Raw genomic sequence first — 19357 nt, forward strand, 5'->3', positions numbered from 1 at the left:
CCTCCCTATTGCTCGGTAATAACTGAATAGACACGGTAACAGCGCATGCATCGCTGGGCTTCGGCATAAGCCTCTTCCACAGAGATGGGCTTTGCAACCTCTTCAAAGATCTTCTTGCGGATCACTGGATCAAGTTCTTTGATCTTTACCCTGTATTCATGTTTTACCGGGATGTTGATCCCCTTTGAGATCATGGGCTGAACATCGGCCACAAGCTGGGACATTCTCTCGTTGGGCTGGAATCTGACACGGCCAAGGGTCAGGTAATCATCAATGTTCCTTGCCACCTTTTCCCCCTGGGCCATGGCTTGAACCAGGGTGGCAGGGCCCGTCACACAGTCACCACCTGCAAAAACGCCCTTTCTTGTGGTCATGAGGGAAGAAGGATTCACCCGAATGGTTCCCCAGGGATTGAGTTCCAGGCCGTCCCTGGGATTGACAAACCCAAGCTCTACCTGCTGGCCAATGGCCGGAATAATATGATTGGTCTTGATGATGAATTCACTGTCGACAATGGGCATGACCTTTGACCGCCCCGTCTCGTCAGGCTCTCCCAGGCTCATTTTAACGGCTTCGATACCCTCTATTTTTCCATCTTTTACTATAATTTTGGTGGGATTGGTCAAGAAGTGAAAAACCACCCCTTCCTCCATGGCTGCCTCAATCTCTTCATGATCTGCGGGCATCTCCTTCCTGCTTCTCCGGTAAACGAGATGTACCTCATTTACACCCATTCTAAGGGCCGAACGGGCACAGTCCATGGCCACGTTACCGCCGCCGACCACCACCATCTTTTGGCCAAGGGACATGGGAATGCCACGGTCTATGTAATCGTGGTTGATGCGCAGCAAAAAGTCGACGCCAAAATCATATCCCTCAAGCTCCGGGTCTTCATAGGCCACCTCCATCATTTTGCCCTTGTGGGTTCCAATACCTAGGAAAACAGCGGCGTAGCACCGCTGTGAAAGGTCATCCAGGGTAAAGTCCCTGCCCAGTTTCTGGTTGTAAAAAATACGGCCACCAAGGGTTTCAATAATCGAGACCTCCTTGGCAAGCACAGCCTTTGGCAGGCGGTACTCGGGAATTCCCGTGGCTGCCATGCCGCCCGGGATTGATTTCCCCTCAAAGATATCCACCCTGTACCCCTTGAGCAGCAGGTGATAGGCCGCGGAAATACCTGCAGGGCCTGTACCCACAACGGCGACCTTGAGGTTGGGATCCTTTGGTTCATCCGGGGTATAGGCGGAAAACCACTGGTTGATCACCCCCTCCTCGTGGTCAGCAACAAAACGCTTGAGCACCTTGATGCCTACGGCCTCATCCACCTGGGTTCTACGGCAGGCCATCTCGCAGAAACGGACACAAACCCGGCCACAGGTGGCTGCCATGGGGTATTTCTGAAGAATGACCCCAAGGGAATGGGTAAATTTACCGTCTTTGATATAGTCGATATACTTGGGCACATCCACCTTGGACGGACAGGCCTCAATGCAGGGAGCCGTAACATAGGTCACGCACCGCTGGCGAACAGGGGCAGGGGTGGAAAGTTCCGCCACCAGTTCTTCCCTGAAGTGAGCCAGCACTTCTAACAGGGCAACGGTCGCCGTTTGCCCGAGCCCGCAAAGGGAGGTATCCCTCACATGCTCTGCAATAACCGCAATCTCATCAAGGGCCTCCGCATCTGCCTTGCGGTTCACCAGGTCTTCCAACTTATGCCGGATAATCTGGGTGCCCACCCTGCAGGGGGTACACTTGCCGCACGACTCCTTTGCAACCCGCTCCATATACTGAAGCAGGGCATCCAGAAGATTGACTTTCTTTTCAAACACAAAGAACCCGTGCCCGCCGAAAAACGCTTTGATGGGATTTCCTGCGTTGAACTCATCAAAATCACTGAACTCAGGTTGATCTTCGATTTCAAAGATCGGCCGGGTTCTATTGTCAATCACCTTGCCGTCCCATGCTCCAAAAATTACTTTAGCCATAGATAGCGTCCCGTTTTTTATTAACCCTGTTATTTTTTATTCAGGGGGGTCACTGCATCCCCTTAGCCTTTATCCGTTTAGGATAGCCTTATGCAAAATAAATACCATAGTAGAAACACAGGAAAGCATGAATTCGCTTCGAACCGACGAACCGCTTCGAACCGACGAACGGGAACAGGCGTTGCCTTCCACCCATTCCCGCAGCCCGTCCTGGGCAGCTCCGAGGGGAATGGCAGCTCCTTGAATATTCCTGTTGACCGCTGCCATTTAATGTTCCCGCCCGCCTCTGTTGTCGAGTTTCACGCCTGGCTGTGCTCGACAGTGCGAACTACAAGGCCTCAAGCAGGGCAACGGATTCGATGTGAAAGGTGTGGGGAAACATGTCCACGGGCTGAACCTTGACTACCCGATAGCGTTCCTTGAGCATACCAAGGTCCCTTGCAAGGGTTGCAGGATTGCACGAGACATAGACAATTTTTTTCGGTGCAATGGCCATGACCTGGGCGACCACATCCTTGTGCATCCCCACCCTTGGGGGATCAATGATCATGACGTTGCAGGTGGCATCCAGCTGGGGCAGCACATCTTTGATGTCGCCCACAAAAAATTCACAGTTGTCGATCTGATTCAGGGCTGCATTTTTTTTAGCATCAACAACGGCGCTCTCCACAATTTCAATACCCACAACCTTTTTGGCCCGGTCAGACAACCAGATGGGAATGGTGCCCGTGCCGGAATAGAGATCCACCACGGTTTCGTTGCCCGTCAGATCGGCATATTCAGAGACCAGGGAATAAAGCTGTTCCGCACCAGCGGTATTGGTCTGAAAAAAGCTGTTAGCTGAAATTTCAAAGGTAAACCGGCCAAGTTTTTCCCGGATAAATTGTTCGCCTGCAAGGAGTTTCTCATAATCCCCCGTGGCAATACCGGCCTTTTTGGCCGTGACATTGTTAACAATGGAGACAATTGAGGGAAACATATTTTTAAGGTGTTCGGCAAGGGGAATCAGAAGGGCGTCGTTCTCTTCACTGGTAACAATGTTGACCATCCAGGTATTGAATGCCGACGAACTTCTGAGCATGAGGAAACGCCAGAACCCCTCGTGGGAACGAAGGCCGTAGGCCGGCACCCCGGATTCAACAATATATTGCCTCACAACCTGCATGATCTGGTTGCCCGTATCCGGCTGGATCAGACATTTGTCAATATCAATGATGCGATCAAAGGTTCCAGGCACATGGAGGCCCAGGCCAAACCCCTTTTTAATGTCAGGATTTTCAAGATCTTCCGGCATCAGCCAGCGACTGGTGGTGCAGGAAAATTCCATCTTGTTTCTGAACCCGAAAATCTTTCGGGAGGGGATCACGGGCAGCACCTCAACATCCTTTAACAGACCGATGTGCTCAAGGGATTCAGTCACATGGCGCTGTTTGTACTCAAGCTGGGTTTCATAGGCAAGGGTCTGCCACCGGCATCCGCCGCAATGGGCCGCATATTCGCAGGGCGGGTCCTGCCTGAGGACTGAGGGCGTCACAAGGGAGACAAGGGTTGCCTCACCATAACTTTTCTTTTTTTTGGTGATCCTGGCAATGATCCTGTCACCCGGCACGGTGCGATCCACAAATATGGGGTAGCCGTCAGGTTTGGCAAGGCCCTTGCCACCAAAGGCAAGATCGATAATTTCAAGTTCAACGGGCTTTCTCTTTTGTATCTTCATATGTTTCCCAGCCCCTGGGGGCTTTTTTATTGGTTGGCAGGGTGCAAATAAACTTGAGATATTACCTGTTCTGTGCCATAAAAACAAGGATGAATATACGAACACAACAGGTGAGATTCACCAGCGACAACATGACTCTCCATGGCGTTCTCCACCTTCCTGACACCATAAATCCGCCCGTCGTCATCGGCTCCCATGGACTTGAAGGCACAATGGATTCTGCCAAGCAACGACTGCTTGCCGACCTTCTGCCGGGTCTTGGCATTGCCTTTCTACGCTTTGACCACAGGGGATGCGGCAAGAGCGATGGCCGGTTTGAAAACGATACATCCCTTGACCTTCGGGCAGCCGACATGGTGGCAGCAACAGCCCACGTTATCTCCCTTGGCCTGACCAGCCAAAGGATAGCCCTTTTTGGCAGCAGCCTTGGCGGCGCCACGGCCATTAAGGCGTGGACACTTCTTGAATCCCAGGAAATTTTCCCCCTGGGGGCAGTGGTGTGTGCCACTCCCCTGGTCAGTCGAACCATAAAGAACATCCCCCTTGAGGGAAACCTGCACCGCCCTGCCCTGCCCATTGAATTTTTTGAGCAAAACCTGCTCTTTGACCTGACCCGGTCCGCTGGAAGTATTCACCATCTACTTGTCTTTCACGGCGGAAAGGATGAGGTGGTTCCGGTTGAAAATGCCCATAGACTCTTTGATCTGGCCCTTGATCCCAAGGAGTTGGTCATCCACCCAAACGGCGGACACAGGATGTCTGACCCGGAGCACCAGAAGGATTTTACCCGTAGAACAGCCCTTTGGTTCAAACACTGCCTCCTTGCATGAGCATCCGTTTTCTTAGCGCTCCAAGGGCGGTTACGGCAAAGATCTGCTTGTTCATGGTTCGATCATTAAAGGCGAAACCATAACGCTTTGTCGTACAGAATCCAGGTCCTGCAATACCGATACAAACCATTCCCACGGGCTTTTCAGGACTACCTCCACCGGGTCCTGCGACACCCGATGTTGAAATGCCATAGGTTGCCTGGGTCAGACGCCTCACCCCCTGGGCCATTTCCCCTGCTGTCTCTTCAGATACGGCACCATGGCTTTCAAGGGTGGATTGCCTGACGCCAAGGACACGGATCTTGGCCTCGTTTGAGTAGGTGACACCGGAAAAGATAAAATATTCTGAACTGCCTGGAACGTCGGTGAGCATGCTTGCCATGAGACCGCCGGTACAGCTTTCGGCAAGGGCTATGGTTGCCTTTTTCTGAACCAGAAGTCTACCCACCTCCTGTTCCATGGTAAGTCCCTCCCTTGAAATCACCCAACGCCCCAGGGTGGTCACAACAAATTGTTCAGCCTGATCAAGGATATTTTCACCCCCACCTCTTTTTTCCGAATCAGGATAGAGCTTCACCTGGATCAGGGGAAAATCCGCCCTGAAACCCGGCCTGACGCCGGGAAACTGGGTTGCCAAATCCTTTAATCGGGCACCCACCTCGGACTCGGGCAGACCAAACACGGTAATGGTTCTTGGGGTAATATCCGTCAGGGTACGACCAAGGTTCTTTGCTGCATACCGTTGAATCCAGGGCAAAACCCAATTGAGGGTCATGGCCTTCATCTCCTTTGGCACACCGGGCATGAAAAAACCATGGCAACCTGAAATACGCAGATAAAACCCAGGGGCCGTACCCACCTCATTTTCAATAACCCGGCAATCCCTGGGAAGTACGGCCTGTTTCTTGTTGGATGGGTTCATGGGCCATCCTTTTCGATTAAAATAATCCGTCACGAGCCCAAGGGCCTCGGGATTGAGGATGGTCTTTGTGTTCACAGCACCTGCCGCAGCCTCTGCCGTGATATCATCATTCGTAGGCCCAAGCCCTCCTGTAACAATCAGAATATCAGTCTCTGCTGCCAAATCAGCAATGGTGCGGCGCAACGTTCCAAAATCATCCCCCACGGCGACAAAGCAATCAACAGTCAACCCCAGGCCCAACAGGGAGGCAGCAAGCCAGGAAGCGTTGGTGTCAACCACGCCTCCTGAAACAATCTCATCTCCGGTTGATAAAATTTTTATTTTCATAGGTTTGTGTCCATTTATTAGTGAGCAAAGGCCCAATCGTAACGCATGGTAACACACTATTCTTCACTTGAAAATAACCGGGTTATCTGCTAAAGTCTTTTAGTATTTTTTACCCCAAGCGGTCATCGGACAACACGGAAAACACGGGAGAGAGAACAATGATCAGAGTCGCCATTGCAGGGGCTACAGGCTATACCGGGGCTGAACTTGTTAAATTAATCACAGGACATAAAGAGGCCAAGCTCGCGGCCGTGACATCACAATCCTACAGTGGCCGGGCCATCCAGGAGATATTTCCCGCCATGAGAGGCGTTGTGGATCTTGTGTGCGAACCCCTTGACATCAACGCCATCAGTCAGCGGGTGGACTGTGTCTTTCTTGCCCTTCCCCACAAAGTTTCCATGGGGTATGCACCGCAATTTATAGAGAACAAGGTTAAAGTGGTGGATCTTTCCGCTGACTTCAGATTTCAGAATGCTTCAGCCTATGAAGCCGCCTACCAGGAACATTCGGCAAAAAGTCTTTTAAACGAGGCGGTATATGGGTTGTGTGAACTCTACCGGGACAAGATTGCCGGTTCAAACCTGGTGGGCAACCCGGGATGCTATCCGACAAGCGTTCTTCTTCCCCTTGTTCCCCTTGTCAGAAAAGGGCTTGTTGAAACCTGCGGCATTATTTCAGACTCAAAATCCGGGGTCAGCGGTGCGGGTCGAGCCCCCTCCCTTGGCAGCCATTTCTGCGAGGTCAACGAGTCGTTCAAGCCCTACAAAATCGGCAACCACCGCCATGTTCCTGAAATGGAAGAGGTGATAAGCCTTGAGGCAAACGAGCCGGTCAGCATCACCTTTGTTCCCCATCTTCTGCCTTTGACCCGGGGAATGCTCTCCACCATCTATGCCCGGGTAACAACGGGTACCACCCAGTCCATGATCAGAACGGCCCTCATGGACCAGTATGACTCAGACACATTTGTGAGGGTGCTTCCCCAGGGAGAATTTCCCGACATCCGCCATGTCAGGGGAACCAATTTCTGCGATATCGGGTTTCACCTTGACCCAGGATCCGGGCAGCTCATTTTGGTCTCTGCCATTGACAATCTTCTGAAAGGTGCAGCTGGCCAAGCCGTTCAAAATATGAACATCTTGTTTGGCCTGGAAGAACAAACCGGACTTGAGCTATTCCCGGGGGCACTATAATAAACTGCGCACCCCTGACTTGACAGAGTCCCTTATTTGATTTATTAAAATACATCTATGAAAAAAAAAATAAAAATATGGCTTCACACGGACTCGACTTCAAACATCAGGGAATTTACCGTCTCAAAACCACAACTCATAGGCCTTTTGTTCATCCCTTTTTTAGTGGTAACGGTCCTTGTCTATTTTGGGTATGATTACGCAAAACTTAAAAACGCCTCCTTTGAAAATGATCTTCTGTGCAGGCAGATTGAAAATCAAGACAGCGAAATCAGTCTCCAAAGATCCCAACTCCAGGCCTTGGCCAGTGAGATCAACAAGATAAAGGACAATGTCTCTGCCCTGTCAAACTTTGAAAACAAGGTCAGAATCGTTGCAAACATAAAAAAGAAAGATGACGTCAATGGTGGTTTTTTTGGCATTGGCGGCGTCTCAGGAGAAGATATCGACCCTGATATCCCCCTCTACGAGCGACACAACAGCCTGATGCGGGAGATGCACCAGCAGACAGACCAGATCAATCTTTCGGCCCAGCAACAAAAGGTCAATTTTGAAGAACTTTTAACCATCTTGAATAAAAAACGTAACCTGCTTGCCGCAACCCCTTCGATCCGGCCGGCCAAGGGATGGATCACCTCACCCTTTGGCTATCGATCCTCACCGTTTACCGGGAAAAAAGAATTCCACTCGGGCCTTGACATTGCAAACAAAAAGGGCAAAAAAATCGTTGCTACGGCAAACGGTGTGGTTGCCTATGCAGGTGAAAAGAGGCTCATTGGCAAGATGGTCATGATAGATCATGGCCATGGTATCGTGACCAAATTCGGTCATATGGACAAAATTTTTGTAAAAAAAGGAGCAGAGGTGAACAGGGGAGAGGTCATTGGCCTCATGGGCAACACCGGCCGAAGCACAGGGTCCCACGTTCACTATGAGGTCAGAATAAACGGTACACCTGTGAATCCTGAAAAATACATCGTCAACTGAACCCCCAGGAATTGAAACCGCCTCCCCATGCCCCATACCCCCCATGATGTAGTTTTGCCTTCCTCCCAGGAAACGTGAAACATTTTCTACAAACAGCATCTTTCTTGCAAAAATAATTTTAATTTTCAAAAATAGTGCTTATATGTTTAGTAAAACAAAAACGAACTAACCAGCATGGCTGGAACATGATATCGGCTCCGGCCACAAAAAATAATGAAACGCCTCTGATTGCAATGCTTCGGTGGAAGTTTCATATAAACCCTATTATCGAAGGTAACGCAATCATATGGTACTCAATTTTCTTACACGAGTGTTTGGCTCAAGCAATGAAAGAGCAGTAAAAAGGCTACAACCCCTGGTTGACAAGATCAATGCCCTTGAGCCCCGGTTCCAGAAACTCACTGACAATGAACTGGCCGAGACCACGGCGAGCTTTAAACTCAGACTTGCCAATGGTGAAACCCTGGATGACCTTCTTTGCGAAGCCTTTGCCCTGGTAAGGGAAGCCTCCTGGCGGACCTTAAAAATGCGCCACTTTGATGCCCAGCTCATCGGAGGCATTGCCCTACACCAGGGCATTATTGCCGAGATGAAAACCGGTGAGGGAAAGACCCTTGCCGCCACCCTCCCCGCTTACCTGAATGCCCTTTCCGGGAAAGGGGTCCACATTGTTACGGTCAATGACTACCTTGCCAGGCGTGATGCCGAATGGATGAGCACCATCTACAACTTTTTGAATCTCTCCGTCGGCATAATTGTCCACGATCTGAACGATGAAGAAAGAAAAAAAGCCTACGCTTCAGACATCACCTATGGAACCAACAACGAGTTCGGTTTTGATTATCTTCGGGACAACATGAAATTTGACCGGGAATCCCTTGCCCAGAAAGAACTCAATTTCGCCATTGTGGATGAGGTGGACAGTATTCTAATTGATGAGGCAAGGACACCGCTGATCATTTCTGGACCTGCGGAAAAATCCACCACCCTCTACGCCCAGACAGACACCATCATTTCAGCCTTTAAAAAGGACATCCACTACAATGTGGATGAAAAGGCAAAATCATCCACCCTGACCGAAGAGGGGGTCGCCCTGGGTGAACAACTGCTTGGGGTTGAAAACCTCTACGATCCTTCAAACATTGAAATCCTCCATCACCTGAATCAAGCCATCAAAGCTCACACTCTGTTCAAGCGGGATGTGGACTATATTGTAAAAAACGACGAAGTGGTGATCGTTGACGAGTTCACCGGCCGGTTAATGACTGGAAGGCGCTACAGCGAAGGTCTTCACCAGGCCCTGGAGGCAAAGGAGGGGGTAAAGATCGCCAATGAGAATCAGACCCTTGCCTCGGTCACCTTTCAGAACTTTTTCAGGATGTACAAAAAACTTTCCGGCATGACCGGTACTGCCGAAACCGAGGCAGCAGAGTTCAAGAAAATATATGATCTTGACGTGCTGGTCATCCCCACCCACAAACCCATGGTGAGAAAAGATTTTCCTGATTTAATCTACAAGACCCAGAAGGAAAAATACCAGGCAGCCATCCAGGAAATCATCTCCCTGCATAAAAAGGGACAGCCCGTTCTTGTGGGCACCATCGCCATTGACGTTTCAGAAGACATCAGTGACAAACTGAAAAAACGGGGCATTCCCCACACGGTTCTCAATGCCAAGCACCACAAGGCAGAGGCTGAAATCGTTGCTAATGCAGGTCAGCGGGGGGCTGTTACCATTTCCACCAACATGGCAGGCCGGGGAACTGATATTGTTCTGGGGGAAGGAGTAAAAGAACTTGGGGGGCTACACATTCTTGGTACCAGTCGCCATGAATCAAGGCGAATTGACAACCAGTTGCGGGGCCGTTCAGGTCGCCAGGGAGATCCTGGATCCTCACGCTTTTACCTTTCCCTTGAGGATGATCTTCTCAGAATTTTTGGCGGAGATAGAATCACCGCTATTATGAACAAACTGGGCATTGATGAGGGAGAACCCATTGAGCACGGCCTCATCAGTCGTGCCATTGAAAATGCCCAGTCCAAGGTCGAGGGGCACAACTTTGAGATCAGAAAACAGCTGATTGAGTATGATGATGTCATGAACCAGCAGAGAGAGGTGATCTACCGCCAGAGGCGCCAGATTCTCACGGACTCCGATCTTTCAACCCTGTTTAAGGATATGATTCAAGACCAGGCATGGCAGATCCACGCCATGTACAAAAACGACAAGCAGCACCCAATGGAATGGGACCTTGAGGGGTTGAAGGACACCGTTAAAAAACAGTTTAACCTTGAAATCGATCTTTCCCCGGCGGTGTGCGAGGATATCGACGCTGACGCTCTGGGAGAACTCATTGAAACAACCGCAATAGACGCGTATAAAGCCAAGGAGTCCCTTCTGGGCCCCATTGACACCCAACGCCTTGAACGGTACATTATGCTCCAGACCGTTGACAGCCTCTGGAAAGACCATCTTCTCAACATGGATCATCTCAAAGAGGGAATCGGCCTCAGGGGTTATGCCCAGCAGAACCCGCTGATTCTCTACAAAAAAGAGGGATATGAGATGTTTGAGGGCCTTGTGGAACGGATAAAAGAGGAAACCCTTGGCATCTTTTTCAGAATCCAGATCGCCGAAAGTGAACCCCTTGAACCCATTCAGAAACCGAGGCAGGAAAACCTGGTTTTTTCCCATTCTGATGATTCAAACGTTAAAAAACCCGTTAAACGTGCCCAGGAAAAAGTGGGGCGAAACGACCTCTGCCCCTGCGGCAGCGGTAAAAAATACAAAAAATGCTGTGGGGCTTAAGGAAATCATGAGCCTTAACGAACCTTCAATAAAACAGAGAACTTCGTCAAAAGTTGAAAAAAAAGAAGGGTACCCTCCCATGTACAGGGTTGTTCTTCACAATGACGATTACACCACCATGGAGTTTGTCGTTCAGATTCTCATAACGGTTTTTGGAAAATCCCTTGAAAAAGCGTCCATAATAATGCTTAATATACATAAACAGGGAAAGGGTATTTGCGGGTCTTACACAAGGGAAGTTGCAGAGACCAAGGTAAATACGGTTCATCACCTGGCAAGAGAGCAGGGATTCCCCTTAAAGAGCACGATGGAGAAGGAGTAGCCATGATAAGCAAGGAACTTAGTGCAACCCTCGGAGCGGCCGTTCGGGAAGCCAAAAAAAGACGCCACGAGTACGTCTGCGTTGAACATGTTCTCTATGCAATTTTGCACCACGAAACCGGGTCTGAAACCGTTGAAAAATGCGGTGGAGATCCGGAGGTCATAAAGAAAAACCTGGATACCTTTTTCCAGGAAAAGATGACCGTCATGGGCGAAGGCGAAGAGTATGTCCTCCAACAGACCATCGGTTTTCAAAGAATGATCCAGAGGGCCATCAACCATGCCCGCTCAGCCGAAAAGAACGAGGTAAGCCTGGGTGATATCATTGCATCCATTTTCCAGGAAAAAGATTCCCATGCGGCCTATTTTCTCGAGGCCGAAGGAATCACCCGTCTGGATGTTCTAAACTATATCTCCCATGGTTCGGACCTGCCAAAGGCCGGCCTCAACAAACCGGACCAGGGCTTTTTAAAGCCGGGAAAACAACCCAAAAAATCGGGAAAGCCCGATCCATTGACCCTTTTCACAACCAATCTTCTGGAAAAGGCAGAGCAGGGAAAAATTGACCCACTCATCGGCAGGGAAAATGAGACCCAGCGTGCCATGCAGGTTCTCTGCCGAAGGCGCAAGAACAACCCTGTTTTTGTCGGGGATCCAGGTGTGGGGAAAACAGCCATTGCCGAAGGTATCGCCCTAAAGGCCTTTAACAAGGATGTCCCTGATTTTCTAAAAGATTCAGAAATGTTCTCCCTTGACATGGGCGCCCTTTTGGCCGGAACCAAATACCGGGGAGACTTTGAGCAGCGGCTCAAGGATGTCATTTCAGCCCTTGAAGAAAAGGAAAACGCCCTGTTGGTCATTGATGAGATCCACACCGTGGTGGGTGCAGGTGCCACAAGCAGCGGTTCCATGGATGCATCAAACATCCTGAAACCTGCACTTTCCTCAGGCGCCCTCCGTTGCCTTGGATCCACCACCTACGAGGAGTACAAGAACTTCTTTGAAAAGGACCGGGCACTCTCCCGCAGATTTGAGAAAATCGAAGTGGCAGAGCCCACGGTTGAAGAGACCATAGAAATTTTGATGGGTCTCAAGAGCTGCTATGAGGAGCACCACGGGCTTGAATACACGGATGAAGCCATTGAGGCCTGTGCCCGCCTTGCCGCCAAACACATCAACGACCGATTCCTGCCGGACAAGGCCATTGATGTCATGGATGAGACAGGTTCGTTCATACGGCTTTCAGGGTCGGCCAGAAGAACAAAGGTTCACCCCCTCGACATCGAGAGAACCGTTGCAAAAATGGCCAAGATCCCAGCCCAGAACGTCACGGCATCGGACAAAACCAACCTTGAACAGCTTAGCACCAAACTTGAACAGACCATCTTTGGCCAGGACCATGCCATTGAAACCCTGACAACCTCCATCAAACGATCCAGGGCAGGACTCTCGTCTCCAGGTCGGCCCATTGGTTCATTTCTCTTTACCGGTCCCACCGGGGTCGGCAAAACAGAGGTGGCAAAACAGCTTGCCGCAAACCTTGGCATTGAATTTTTACGGTTTGACATGAGTGAATACATGGAAAAACATACCGTATCAAGACTCATCGGGGCACCTCCAGGGTATGTGGGCTTTGACCAGGGGGGAATTCTGACCGACAACATCAGAAAGCATCCCCATTCCGTGTTGCTCCTGGACGAAATAGAAAAGGCCCATCAAGACCTTTTCAACATCCTGCTCCAGGTGATGGATTACGCCACCCTGACCGACAACAACGGAAAGGCGGCCGACTTCAGGAATGTCATCATCATCATGACCTCCAATGCCGGAGCAAGGGAGATGAGTGCCAACCGCATCGGCTTTGGTGATCAACTGGAGGATGTGGATGCCAAGGGGGCAAAGGCCGTTGAAAAGACCTTCAGTCCTGAATTTCGAAACCGGCTGGATGCCGTTGTACAGTTCCACGCCCTGTCCCAGAAGATCATGGAACGTATTGTGGATAAAAACATGCTGGAACTCAAGGCCCTTTTGAAACCCAGGAAAATAACCATCCAGTATCCGCCAAAGGTGAGAACCTGGCTTGCCAAAAAGGGGTATGATCCCAAATTCGGTGCCCGGCCCCTGGACCGGGTGATTCAGAAAAAGATCAAGGACAAGCTCACCAACGAGATATTGTTCGGCGCCCTTGAAAAGGGTGGAAAGGTAACTCTGGGTCTTAAAAACAACGCTGTCACCTTCAGTTTCAAGCAGTGAATGCCGGTTTTCAGACTCTCTGACAGACTTGTATTTCCAAGCCCCCATCTGGCAAGACATGACGGTCTCCTCTGCCTAGGAGGAGACCTCACACCCGAAAGGATTCTCCTTGCGTATCAAAATGGGATCTTTCCATGGTTCTCCCCGGGAGATCCCCTGCTCTGGTGGTCTCCAGACCCAAGGCTTGTCATCCTTCCCGGACAACTTAGGGTTTCGAGAAGCCTTCAAAAGAGAATCAACCGAAATGTTTATACCATCACCATGGATCAGGCCTTTGGCAGGGTGATAAACGCCTGCGCAGATTTACGTAACCGCTCGGGCCAGGGTACCTGGCTTGTTCAGGAAATGATTGAGGCCTATATCGGACTGCATGAAAGGGGGTATGCCCACTCGGTTGAGGCGTGGAACGCTGGAACGCTGGCAGGGGGTCTCTATGGAATATCACTTGGAGGATGTTTTTTTGGAGAATCCATGTTTTCAACCATGGCGGACAGCTCAAAAACAGCCCTTGCAGCCCTGGACCGCCACCTTGTCAAACAAAAATTTGATCTCATTGACTGCCAGGTAAAAACAGATCATCTGGTCTCCATGGGAGGGGTGGAAATCCCAAGGAAAGATTTCCTGACCCGGATCCACGGCTCCCTTGAAAAAAAAACGATCAAGGGACCGTGGATATTTACAGGGTTTTAATCTATTTCCGGCAGACGGATCACAAGGACAGGTTTCCGGGACCTTCTGAGGACCCGTTTGGTGATACTTCCCATGACCACACCGGTAAGAGTGCTCTGCCCGTGGCTGCCCATGACAATAATATCACAATCCCTCAGTTCTGCCTGCTTTAAAATCTGCTTGACCGGATTTCCCCGGTCAATAACAATTTCATCGGCAAATTCAATTTCAGCGTTTGATTCACGCTTCGCATCATTGGCGAACTGTTCCAGCACCTCATGGATCATCACGTTGTCCCTTTTTTTACCGATCAGGGAATGGCGGGCCTCCTGGAGGTTTTTGACCTTGATCTCATCCCAGCTCTCCTTGGACACATAGCCGAGGATGCTTTTTTCAAAATAGTCATGGGTTTCGGGAATCACATGGAGAATGGTTATTTTTGCCCCATAGTGCTCAGCAAGGCTTACAGCATGGGCAAAGGCATAACGCGCACTGTCCGACAGGTCCGTTGCATAGAGTATATTTTTTATTTTAACTTCCGGTAATATCATGGCGCTCTGTTTTTTCTCCTGAAATTAATTATCTGCTTTAATGAAAACCCGTTTGAGCGACCCAATCCAGATGCCGCTCATAAACCAGGAATAGGCCCAGGTTCCGAGAAGTATATATATAAACGCCTTGACAATGTCAACGGATGATCCGTCCAGGGAGAACCCTGGTACATAGGCAAAAAGCAAAGGACCTAGGTAGAGAAACTTGGCAAACTTAAATGAGGTAAAGGCAGTTTTCCACATATTTGCCTTTGCAATGGTTGCCCCTGCAAAAGCGGCAATACAGACGGGTGGTGTGATGTTGGAATCCTGGGAGAGCCAGTACACGATCATATGGGCTGCAAGCTCGTTAACCCCCAGATGGGTCAGGGCCGGAACGGCGACAACGGCAGTGATGAGATAGGCAGCTGTCACCGGAACCCCCATACCAAGAACAAGGGAAGCCAGGGCAATGAGAAAAATGGTCATCAGCAGGGAACCGCCTGCAAGCTCGATCACGATGTCTGCAAAGGTGAGCACCAGCCCTGAAAAGGTCAACACCCCGATGATGATACCGATAATACCTACGGTGGCGCCGATTTTGAGGCTGCTCTTGGTACCTTCCCTTGACGCCTCAATGAACTCCTTGACCCCGATGCGGGTCTCTTTTCTAAAATAGGAAATTACAAGGCAGCTGGCAAGACCCAGGATTGCCGAGTAGGCCGGAGAATAACCCGTGAGCATGAAAATGGTGATGACCACCAGGGGAAGGGTATAAAACCACTCTTTTTTCAAAATTTCCATGGATGAATGTTCGGATTTTTCACCCACGATGTTGTGCATCTTGGCCTCGTAGTGAACCATGACAAACACTGAAAAAAAGTACATCATGGCAGGAAAGATGGCCACCAGCATAATCCTTGAGTAGGGAAGGCCCGTGAGTTCGGCCATGATAAAACCACCGGCCCCCATGATGGGCGGCATGAACATCCCGCCGATGGAAGCCGCAGGTTCAATGCCGCCTGCCACATGGGGTTTAAATCCTGCCTTTTTCATCATGGGAATGGTGAACATGCCCGTGGAGACCGTATTGGCAATGGCGCTCCCGGAAATAGAACCCATAAGCCCCGATGCAATGACAGACACCTTGCCAGGCCCGCCGATCTTATGCCCCACAGCTGCCAGGGGCCAGTCAATGAAAAACTTCTGGGCACCACATTTTTCAAGGAACGCACCAAAGATGACAAAAAGAATCACATAGGTGGCAAGAACGTTGGCCATGATGCCGAATACGCCGTCACTCTTGTAGAAAATGCTGACGCAAAGTTCGGTAAACGGCGCGCCTGCATGGGAAATAAGATCCGGTGCCATGTAACCGTAAACACCAAAGAGGAGCATCACCACCCCGATGATGACAAATACGCTGCCCACCACCCTTCTGGCAAGCTCGATGCCGATGAGTACGCCGATAATGGCAATGATCATGTCAAGCTGGGTTTCAGCGCCGGTTCGGTAGTTGATCGTTTCAAAGTTGACTATCCAGTAACCGATGGTTCCCACGGAGAGTCCCATGAGGCAATAATCCACCACCCGCATGATTTTTGATTTGGAACGGTAGAGCAGAAAAATGAGCAGATAGGTGATGATAACGTAGACCCCCCTGTGATACTGGGTTGCCATGGGCTGAATCACGGCTGCATAGGAGTAGAAGAGAACAAGAATCACCGAACATGCATCAAATAATATCTGTTCGTACCTGTTTAATTTTTCGTACACAATTGGCCTGCCTATGTTGATTTAAAACAATTAGCAACAAAGGGACGGATATAAACTCCGTCCCCGGGGTCAAATTTCTATTTTAAAACGCCTTTTTCCTTCCAGAACCGTTCTGCACCCGGATGGAGAGGGGTTACAATTCCTTTGGCACCCGTTTCAATACTCATTTCCTTAAACGTTTTTTTCTGGCTGACCATGTGTTTTAGACCTTCATCAGAATAAACAAGGGAGAGCATTTTGTAGACCGTATCAGCAGGAACCTGGGAGCTTGCAACCCACAGGGTCGAATCCTGGAATGATGGCATATCCATGGTAACACCCTTGTAGGTGTTGGCCGGAATAATGAGTTTTGCAAAATAGGGGTACTCTTTATAAAAACCGCTGTTGACAGCATCCTCATGGAGATTTACAAGCTCGATGTCGTTGGTCTGGGCTGCCATGATGACGGCACCGCTTGGGAAGGCGGTAAAGAGCCAGAATGCGTCCAGCTGATTGTTGCCAAAGGCCTGTGCTGCATCATTATAACCCATGGCGTTTCTTTCGACCTTGTCCCACACCTTCATGTAATTAAAGAAAAGCTCACAATTGGCAAAGGCGCCGGATCCGGCATTGCCCACACCGACTTTTTTCCCGGCAAGATCAGCAACGCTTTTAATGCCCGAGCCTTTTCTTGTTACCAGCTGGGCAGGTGCTCCATAAAGATAGGATACGGCAAGAACATTCTCATATTTTTTAGTGTCATTCTTCATCTTACCGTTGCGGCCAAGCCAGACATGACCGGAGTAAACAACACTCATTTGCTGACGGTTGGCATCTGTTTTACGCAGATTTTCAACGGAACCTGCAGAGGACTGCGCCTGAACCTTGAATTCAGCCACCGATTTCATGGGTTTAAACACTTGAATTGCATTTGCGACCACCTGGAAGGTTCCTCCGGCAGGGCCGCCGCCAAAGACAACCCGTTCCTTTGCAAAGGCTGAAGGGGTGAAGAGCAAGGAGACACCTGTCAATAGTGTGACGGCAATACTGGCTGCGAACTGTTTACTTCCCATAAAATCCTCCTGATTGTAATAAAACGTAACCGGTTATTGATGATTCTGGGTCGACAATAGTGGAGAAACACCTCCATTTTGGTAACAGTAGCAGCAATAACACCCCGGGTCAATTGGCAGATTTCTGATTGTTATGTAGGTAATTTTCTTACATTTTGACCGATCGGCCATGGATAAAACAAGGGGAAAAAACTTTCAGTATAACCGGCACGGCCGGAACGGGGTATGGGCTCTCAAACACAATAAAGCATAAAACTTAAACCTTCGACAGCAGAGGTGACCGTACCATTCCGCCCCCTTTGGTTACCCTGACCGGAACGGTAAACGTCGGGGGGATTTCTGCCCTTCCAGACTAAAGCGCAGGAACTGCGGGCTAAAGTCCTCAAATAGCCTGCGCTTCTTAACGCCTGGAAGGGCAAAAATCCTATCCCCTTTGGTTTACAAGGTTCCGGTCAGGGTAACCAAAGGGGGCTCTAAAGTCGATACTTTCACAATGATGTTTCAACGGGAGTTTCTTATATAACCGGCACGGCCGGAGCGGGGTATGGAGCTCTCGGCCACAACGAAGCATGGAATGTTAGGGTTCGGAAAGGTATTCCAAAAAAATAAAGCCCCTGGAAAAGCCCGATACAGACTTTTCCAGGGGCTTTAATGTTTAAAGCGGTGCCCGGTATAAGAGAGAATCAGTCCTCTTCTACGGTGATGGCGTCCTGCTCACATACTTCAACACAGCTCTCGCAACCCATGCACTCTTCGGCATTGACAGGAACTGATTTCTCGTTCTGCATCTCAAAAACCTCTACAGGACACACATCAACACACTCTTCACAGCCAACGCACTTTGCCTCATCAACTACTGGATTAAAAGCCATTTTTTAAAGCCTCCATAAAAAAAAAGTTTAACGTAAAGTCTATTATAAATAACACTAACAAGAGCGCCTATTATAACAGGTAACCCATCAAATCAAGCATTTTTATTCTTCACATGAACAAGGCAAATGGGAATTTCGCCTCCCTTCCCTTGGATCAGTCTGTTTTTTCTACCCTTTTGGCCCGGCGGGCAGAATATGTCGGTCACGGCCTTGTCTGAAAAAAGATGGAGTTGAACGTCAACAATAACGGCACAGCCGTCACTTGCCTCGATCAATCTATTTTCATCCCTGTGGATGCCCGAAACAGCATCCCAAATGACATCATTTAAGTGACGTTTCCACGGGTTGCTCTGGTCACATGACCTTTCATGCACTTTAAAATTACCAATGTCAAGGACCTTTGTGGACTTTTTTGCCATTGACAGGAAATAGTCCATAACAGCCGAGCTTGTGGTGACGGGAAGAAGGGGTTCTGTATCCGTTGAAAACGCTATCTTTTCCCGGAAAAAACAGGCCCATGAGAGAATTCGCTTGTCCGTTCTGGAACAACCCCTATCCTTGTTCACGACCGGGGAGCTGTCAGAAGAAGCAACATCAACGGCAGAAGGCAGACCGTTGCCCCTAAGGGCTGAAAAAAGCCTGGCTTCACTCTTTGAAATCAAAGAAAATTTCTTGTCGATTTGATCAATTTCCCCATCAGCCTCCTGGGCCATCCTTAAAAACACGAGGGCATTGAGCAAGGCATTCCGTTGTTTATCCCCGCCATCCAGGTCTTGCCCGACCCCGTCACCGGCTTGGCTTTCAATGGTTGATTTAAGGGAAGATATCCCGGTATCGCTTGTAAAATAAGGAATGTCAGGCACCCGGGCTTTGAGCTGTCCTGCCCCGCCCTGGTTGACCCTTGCCCATTGTCGATAATCCTCGATCATGGCAAAAACAGAACCGATCTCCTTGTCGGACGGCAGCACAACCTCAGCGGCCGGTTCCTGGGGCGTCAGTTCTTCCAACCGACTGACACCCAAACGGCAGAATCCGTTAAAACAGGTTAACAGGGCTGCAGCATCCTCTTCACTCACATGGGTAAACGGAAAAAACAGGGGTTTCATCTATT

General features: G+C 49.7%; 15 protein-coding genes. 7 read left to right on the top strand and 8 right to left on the bottom strand.

Annotation, left to right across the window (positions count from 1 at the left end; genetic code table 11):
* Nucleotides 1-5 precede the first annotated feature (5 nt).
* Nucleotides 6-1985: an FAD-dependent oxidoreductase gene (locus tag HRM2_RS13165; RefSeq protein ID WP_015904516.1), complete on the bottom strand. Its 1980-nt coding sequence runs from the start codon at nt 1983-1985 to the stop codon at nt 6-8.
* A 328-nt stretch (nt 1986-2313) separates the two neighbouring features.
* Nucleotides 2314-3702, bottom strand: coding sequence for a 23S rRNA (uracil(1939)-C(5))-methyltransferase RlmD (gene rlmD / locus HRM2_RS13170; RefSeq protein ID WP_015904517.1), 1389 nt, complete (start codon nt 3700-3702; stop codon nt 2314-2316).
* Nucleotides 3703-3791: 89 nt separating this feature from the next.
* Between rlmD and HRM2_RS13175 the strand changes: the two genes are divergently transcribed.
* Complete coding sequence (locus HRM2_RS13175; RefSeq protein ID WP_148214623.1) at nt 3792-4532, top strand: alpha/beta hydrolase; 741 nt, start codon at nt 3792-3794, stop codon at nt 4530-4532.
* Here the strand turns inward: HRM2_RS13175 and HRM2_RS13180 are convergent.
* Nucleotides 4510-5781: a CinA family nicotinamide mononucleotide deamidase-related protein gene (locus HRM2_RS13180; protein WP_015904519.1), complete on the bottom strand. Its 1272-nt coding sequence runs from the start codon at nt 5779-5781 to the stop codon at nt 4510-4512. The two genes, HRM2_RS13175 and HRM2_RS13180, sit on opposite strands and share 23 nt — an antisense overlap.
* 158 nt (nt 5782-5939) lie before the next feature.
* Between HRM2_RS13180 and argC the strand changes: the two genes are divergently transcribed.
* The 6 genes from argC to aat all read left to right on the top strand — a co-directional run bounded on the left by argC (nt 5940) and on the right by aat (nt 14037).
* Entirely contained in the window at nt 5940-6977 is a 1038-nt protein-coding gene (gene argC, locus HRM2_RS13185; protein ID WP_015904520.1) for an N-acetyl-gamma-glutamyl-phosphate reductase, read from the top strand.
* 57 nt (nt 6978-7034) lie between these two features.
* On the top strand, nt 7035-7964 hold the full coding sequence (locus HRM2_RS13190) for a M23 family metallopeptidase (protein ID WP_015904521.1): 930 nt from the start codon (nt 7035-7037) through the stop codon (nt 7962-7964).
* Between the two features lie 286 nt (nt 7965-8250).
* Entirely contained in the window at nt 8251-10773 is a 2523-nt protein-coding gene (secA, locus tag HRM2_RS13195) for a preprotein translocase subunit SecA (RefSeq protein WP_015904522.1), read from the top strand.
* A gap of 7 nt (nt 10774-10780) precedes the next feature.
* Entirely contained in the window at nt 10781-11095 is a 315-nt protein-coding gene (gene clpS, locus HRM2_RS13200) for an ATP-dependent Clp protease adapter ClpS (protein ID WP_015904523.1), read from the top strand.
* Nucleotides 11096-11097: 2 nt separating this feature from the next.
* A complete protein-coding gene (clpA, locus tag HRM2_RS13205; protein ID WP_015904524.1) occupies nt 11098-13347 on the top strand; it encodes an ATP-dependent Clp protease ATP-binding subunit ClpA in 2250 nt (749 codons plus the stop codon).
* Nucleotides 13348-14037 (top strand): leucyl/phenylalanyl-tRNA--protein transferase, encoded by a 690-nt coding sequence (aat, locus tag HRM2_RS13210; RefSeq protein ID WP_015904525.1) that lies wholly within the window; start codon nt 13348-13350, stop codon nt 14035-14037. It begins immediately after the preceding gene.
* On the opposite strand, the gene HRM2_RS13215 is transcribed toward aat, so the two are convergent.
* The 5 genes from HRM2_RS13215 to HRM2_RS13235 form a co-directional block, all read right to left on the bottom strand.
* Nucleotides 14034-14567 carry a universal stress protein gene (locus HRM2_RS13215; protein ID WP_015904526.1) on the bottom strand — a complete coding sequence of 178 codons (534 nt, stop codon included), beginning with the start codon at nt 14565-14567 and terminating at the stop codon, nt 14034-14036. The two genes, aat and HRM2_RS13215, sit on opposite strands and share 4 nt — an antisense overlap.
* A gap of 24 nt (nt 14568-14591) precedes the next feature.
* On the bottom strand, nt 14592-16322 hold the full coding sequence (locus tag HRM2_RS13220; protein ID WP_015904527.1) for a TRAP transporter permease: 1731 nt from the start codon (nt 16320-16322) through the stop codon (nt 14592-14594).
* 77 nt (nt 16323-16399) lie between these two features.
* Entirely contained in the window at nt 16400-17374 is a 975-nt protein-coding gene (locus tag HRM2_RS13225; RefSeq protein ID WP_015904528.1) for a TAXI family TRAP transporter solute-binding subunit, read from the bottom strand.
* A gap of 683 nt (nt 17375-18057) precedes the next feature.
* Nucleotides 18058-18246: a 4Fe-4S binding protein gene (locus HRM2_RS13230; protein ID WP_015904529.1), complete on the bottom strand. Its 189-nt coding sequence runs from the start codon at nt 18244-18246 to the stop codon at nt 18058-18060.
* A 92-nt stretch (nt 18247-18338) separates the two neighbouring features.
* A complete protein-coding gene (locus tag HRM2_RS13235; RefSeq protein WP_015904530.1) occupies nt 18339-19352 on the bottom strand; it encodes a hypothetical protein in 1014 nt (337 codons plus the stop codon).
* Nucleotides 19353-19357 lie beyond the last annotated feature (5 nt).

This window comes from Desulforapulum autotrophicum HRM2 (genome assembly GCF_000020365.1).
GTDB classification, from domain to species: domain Bacteria; phylum Desulfobacterota; class Desulfobacteria; order Desulfobacterales; family Desulfobacteraceae; genus Desulforapulum; species Desulforapulum autotrophicum.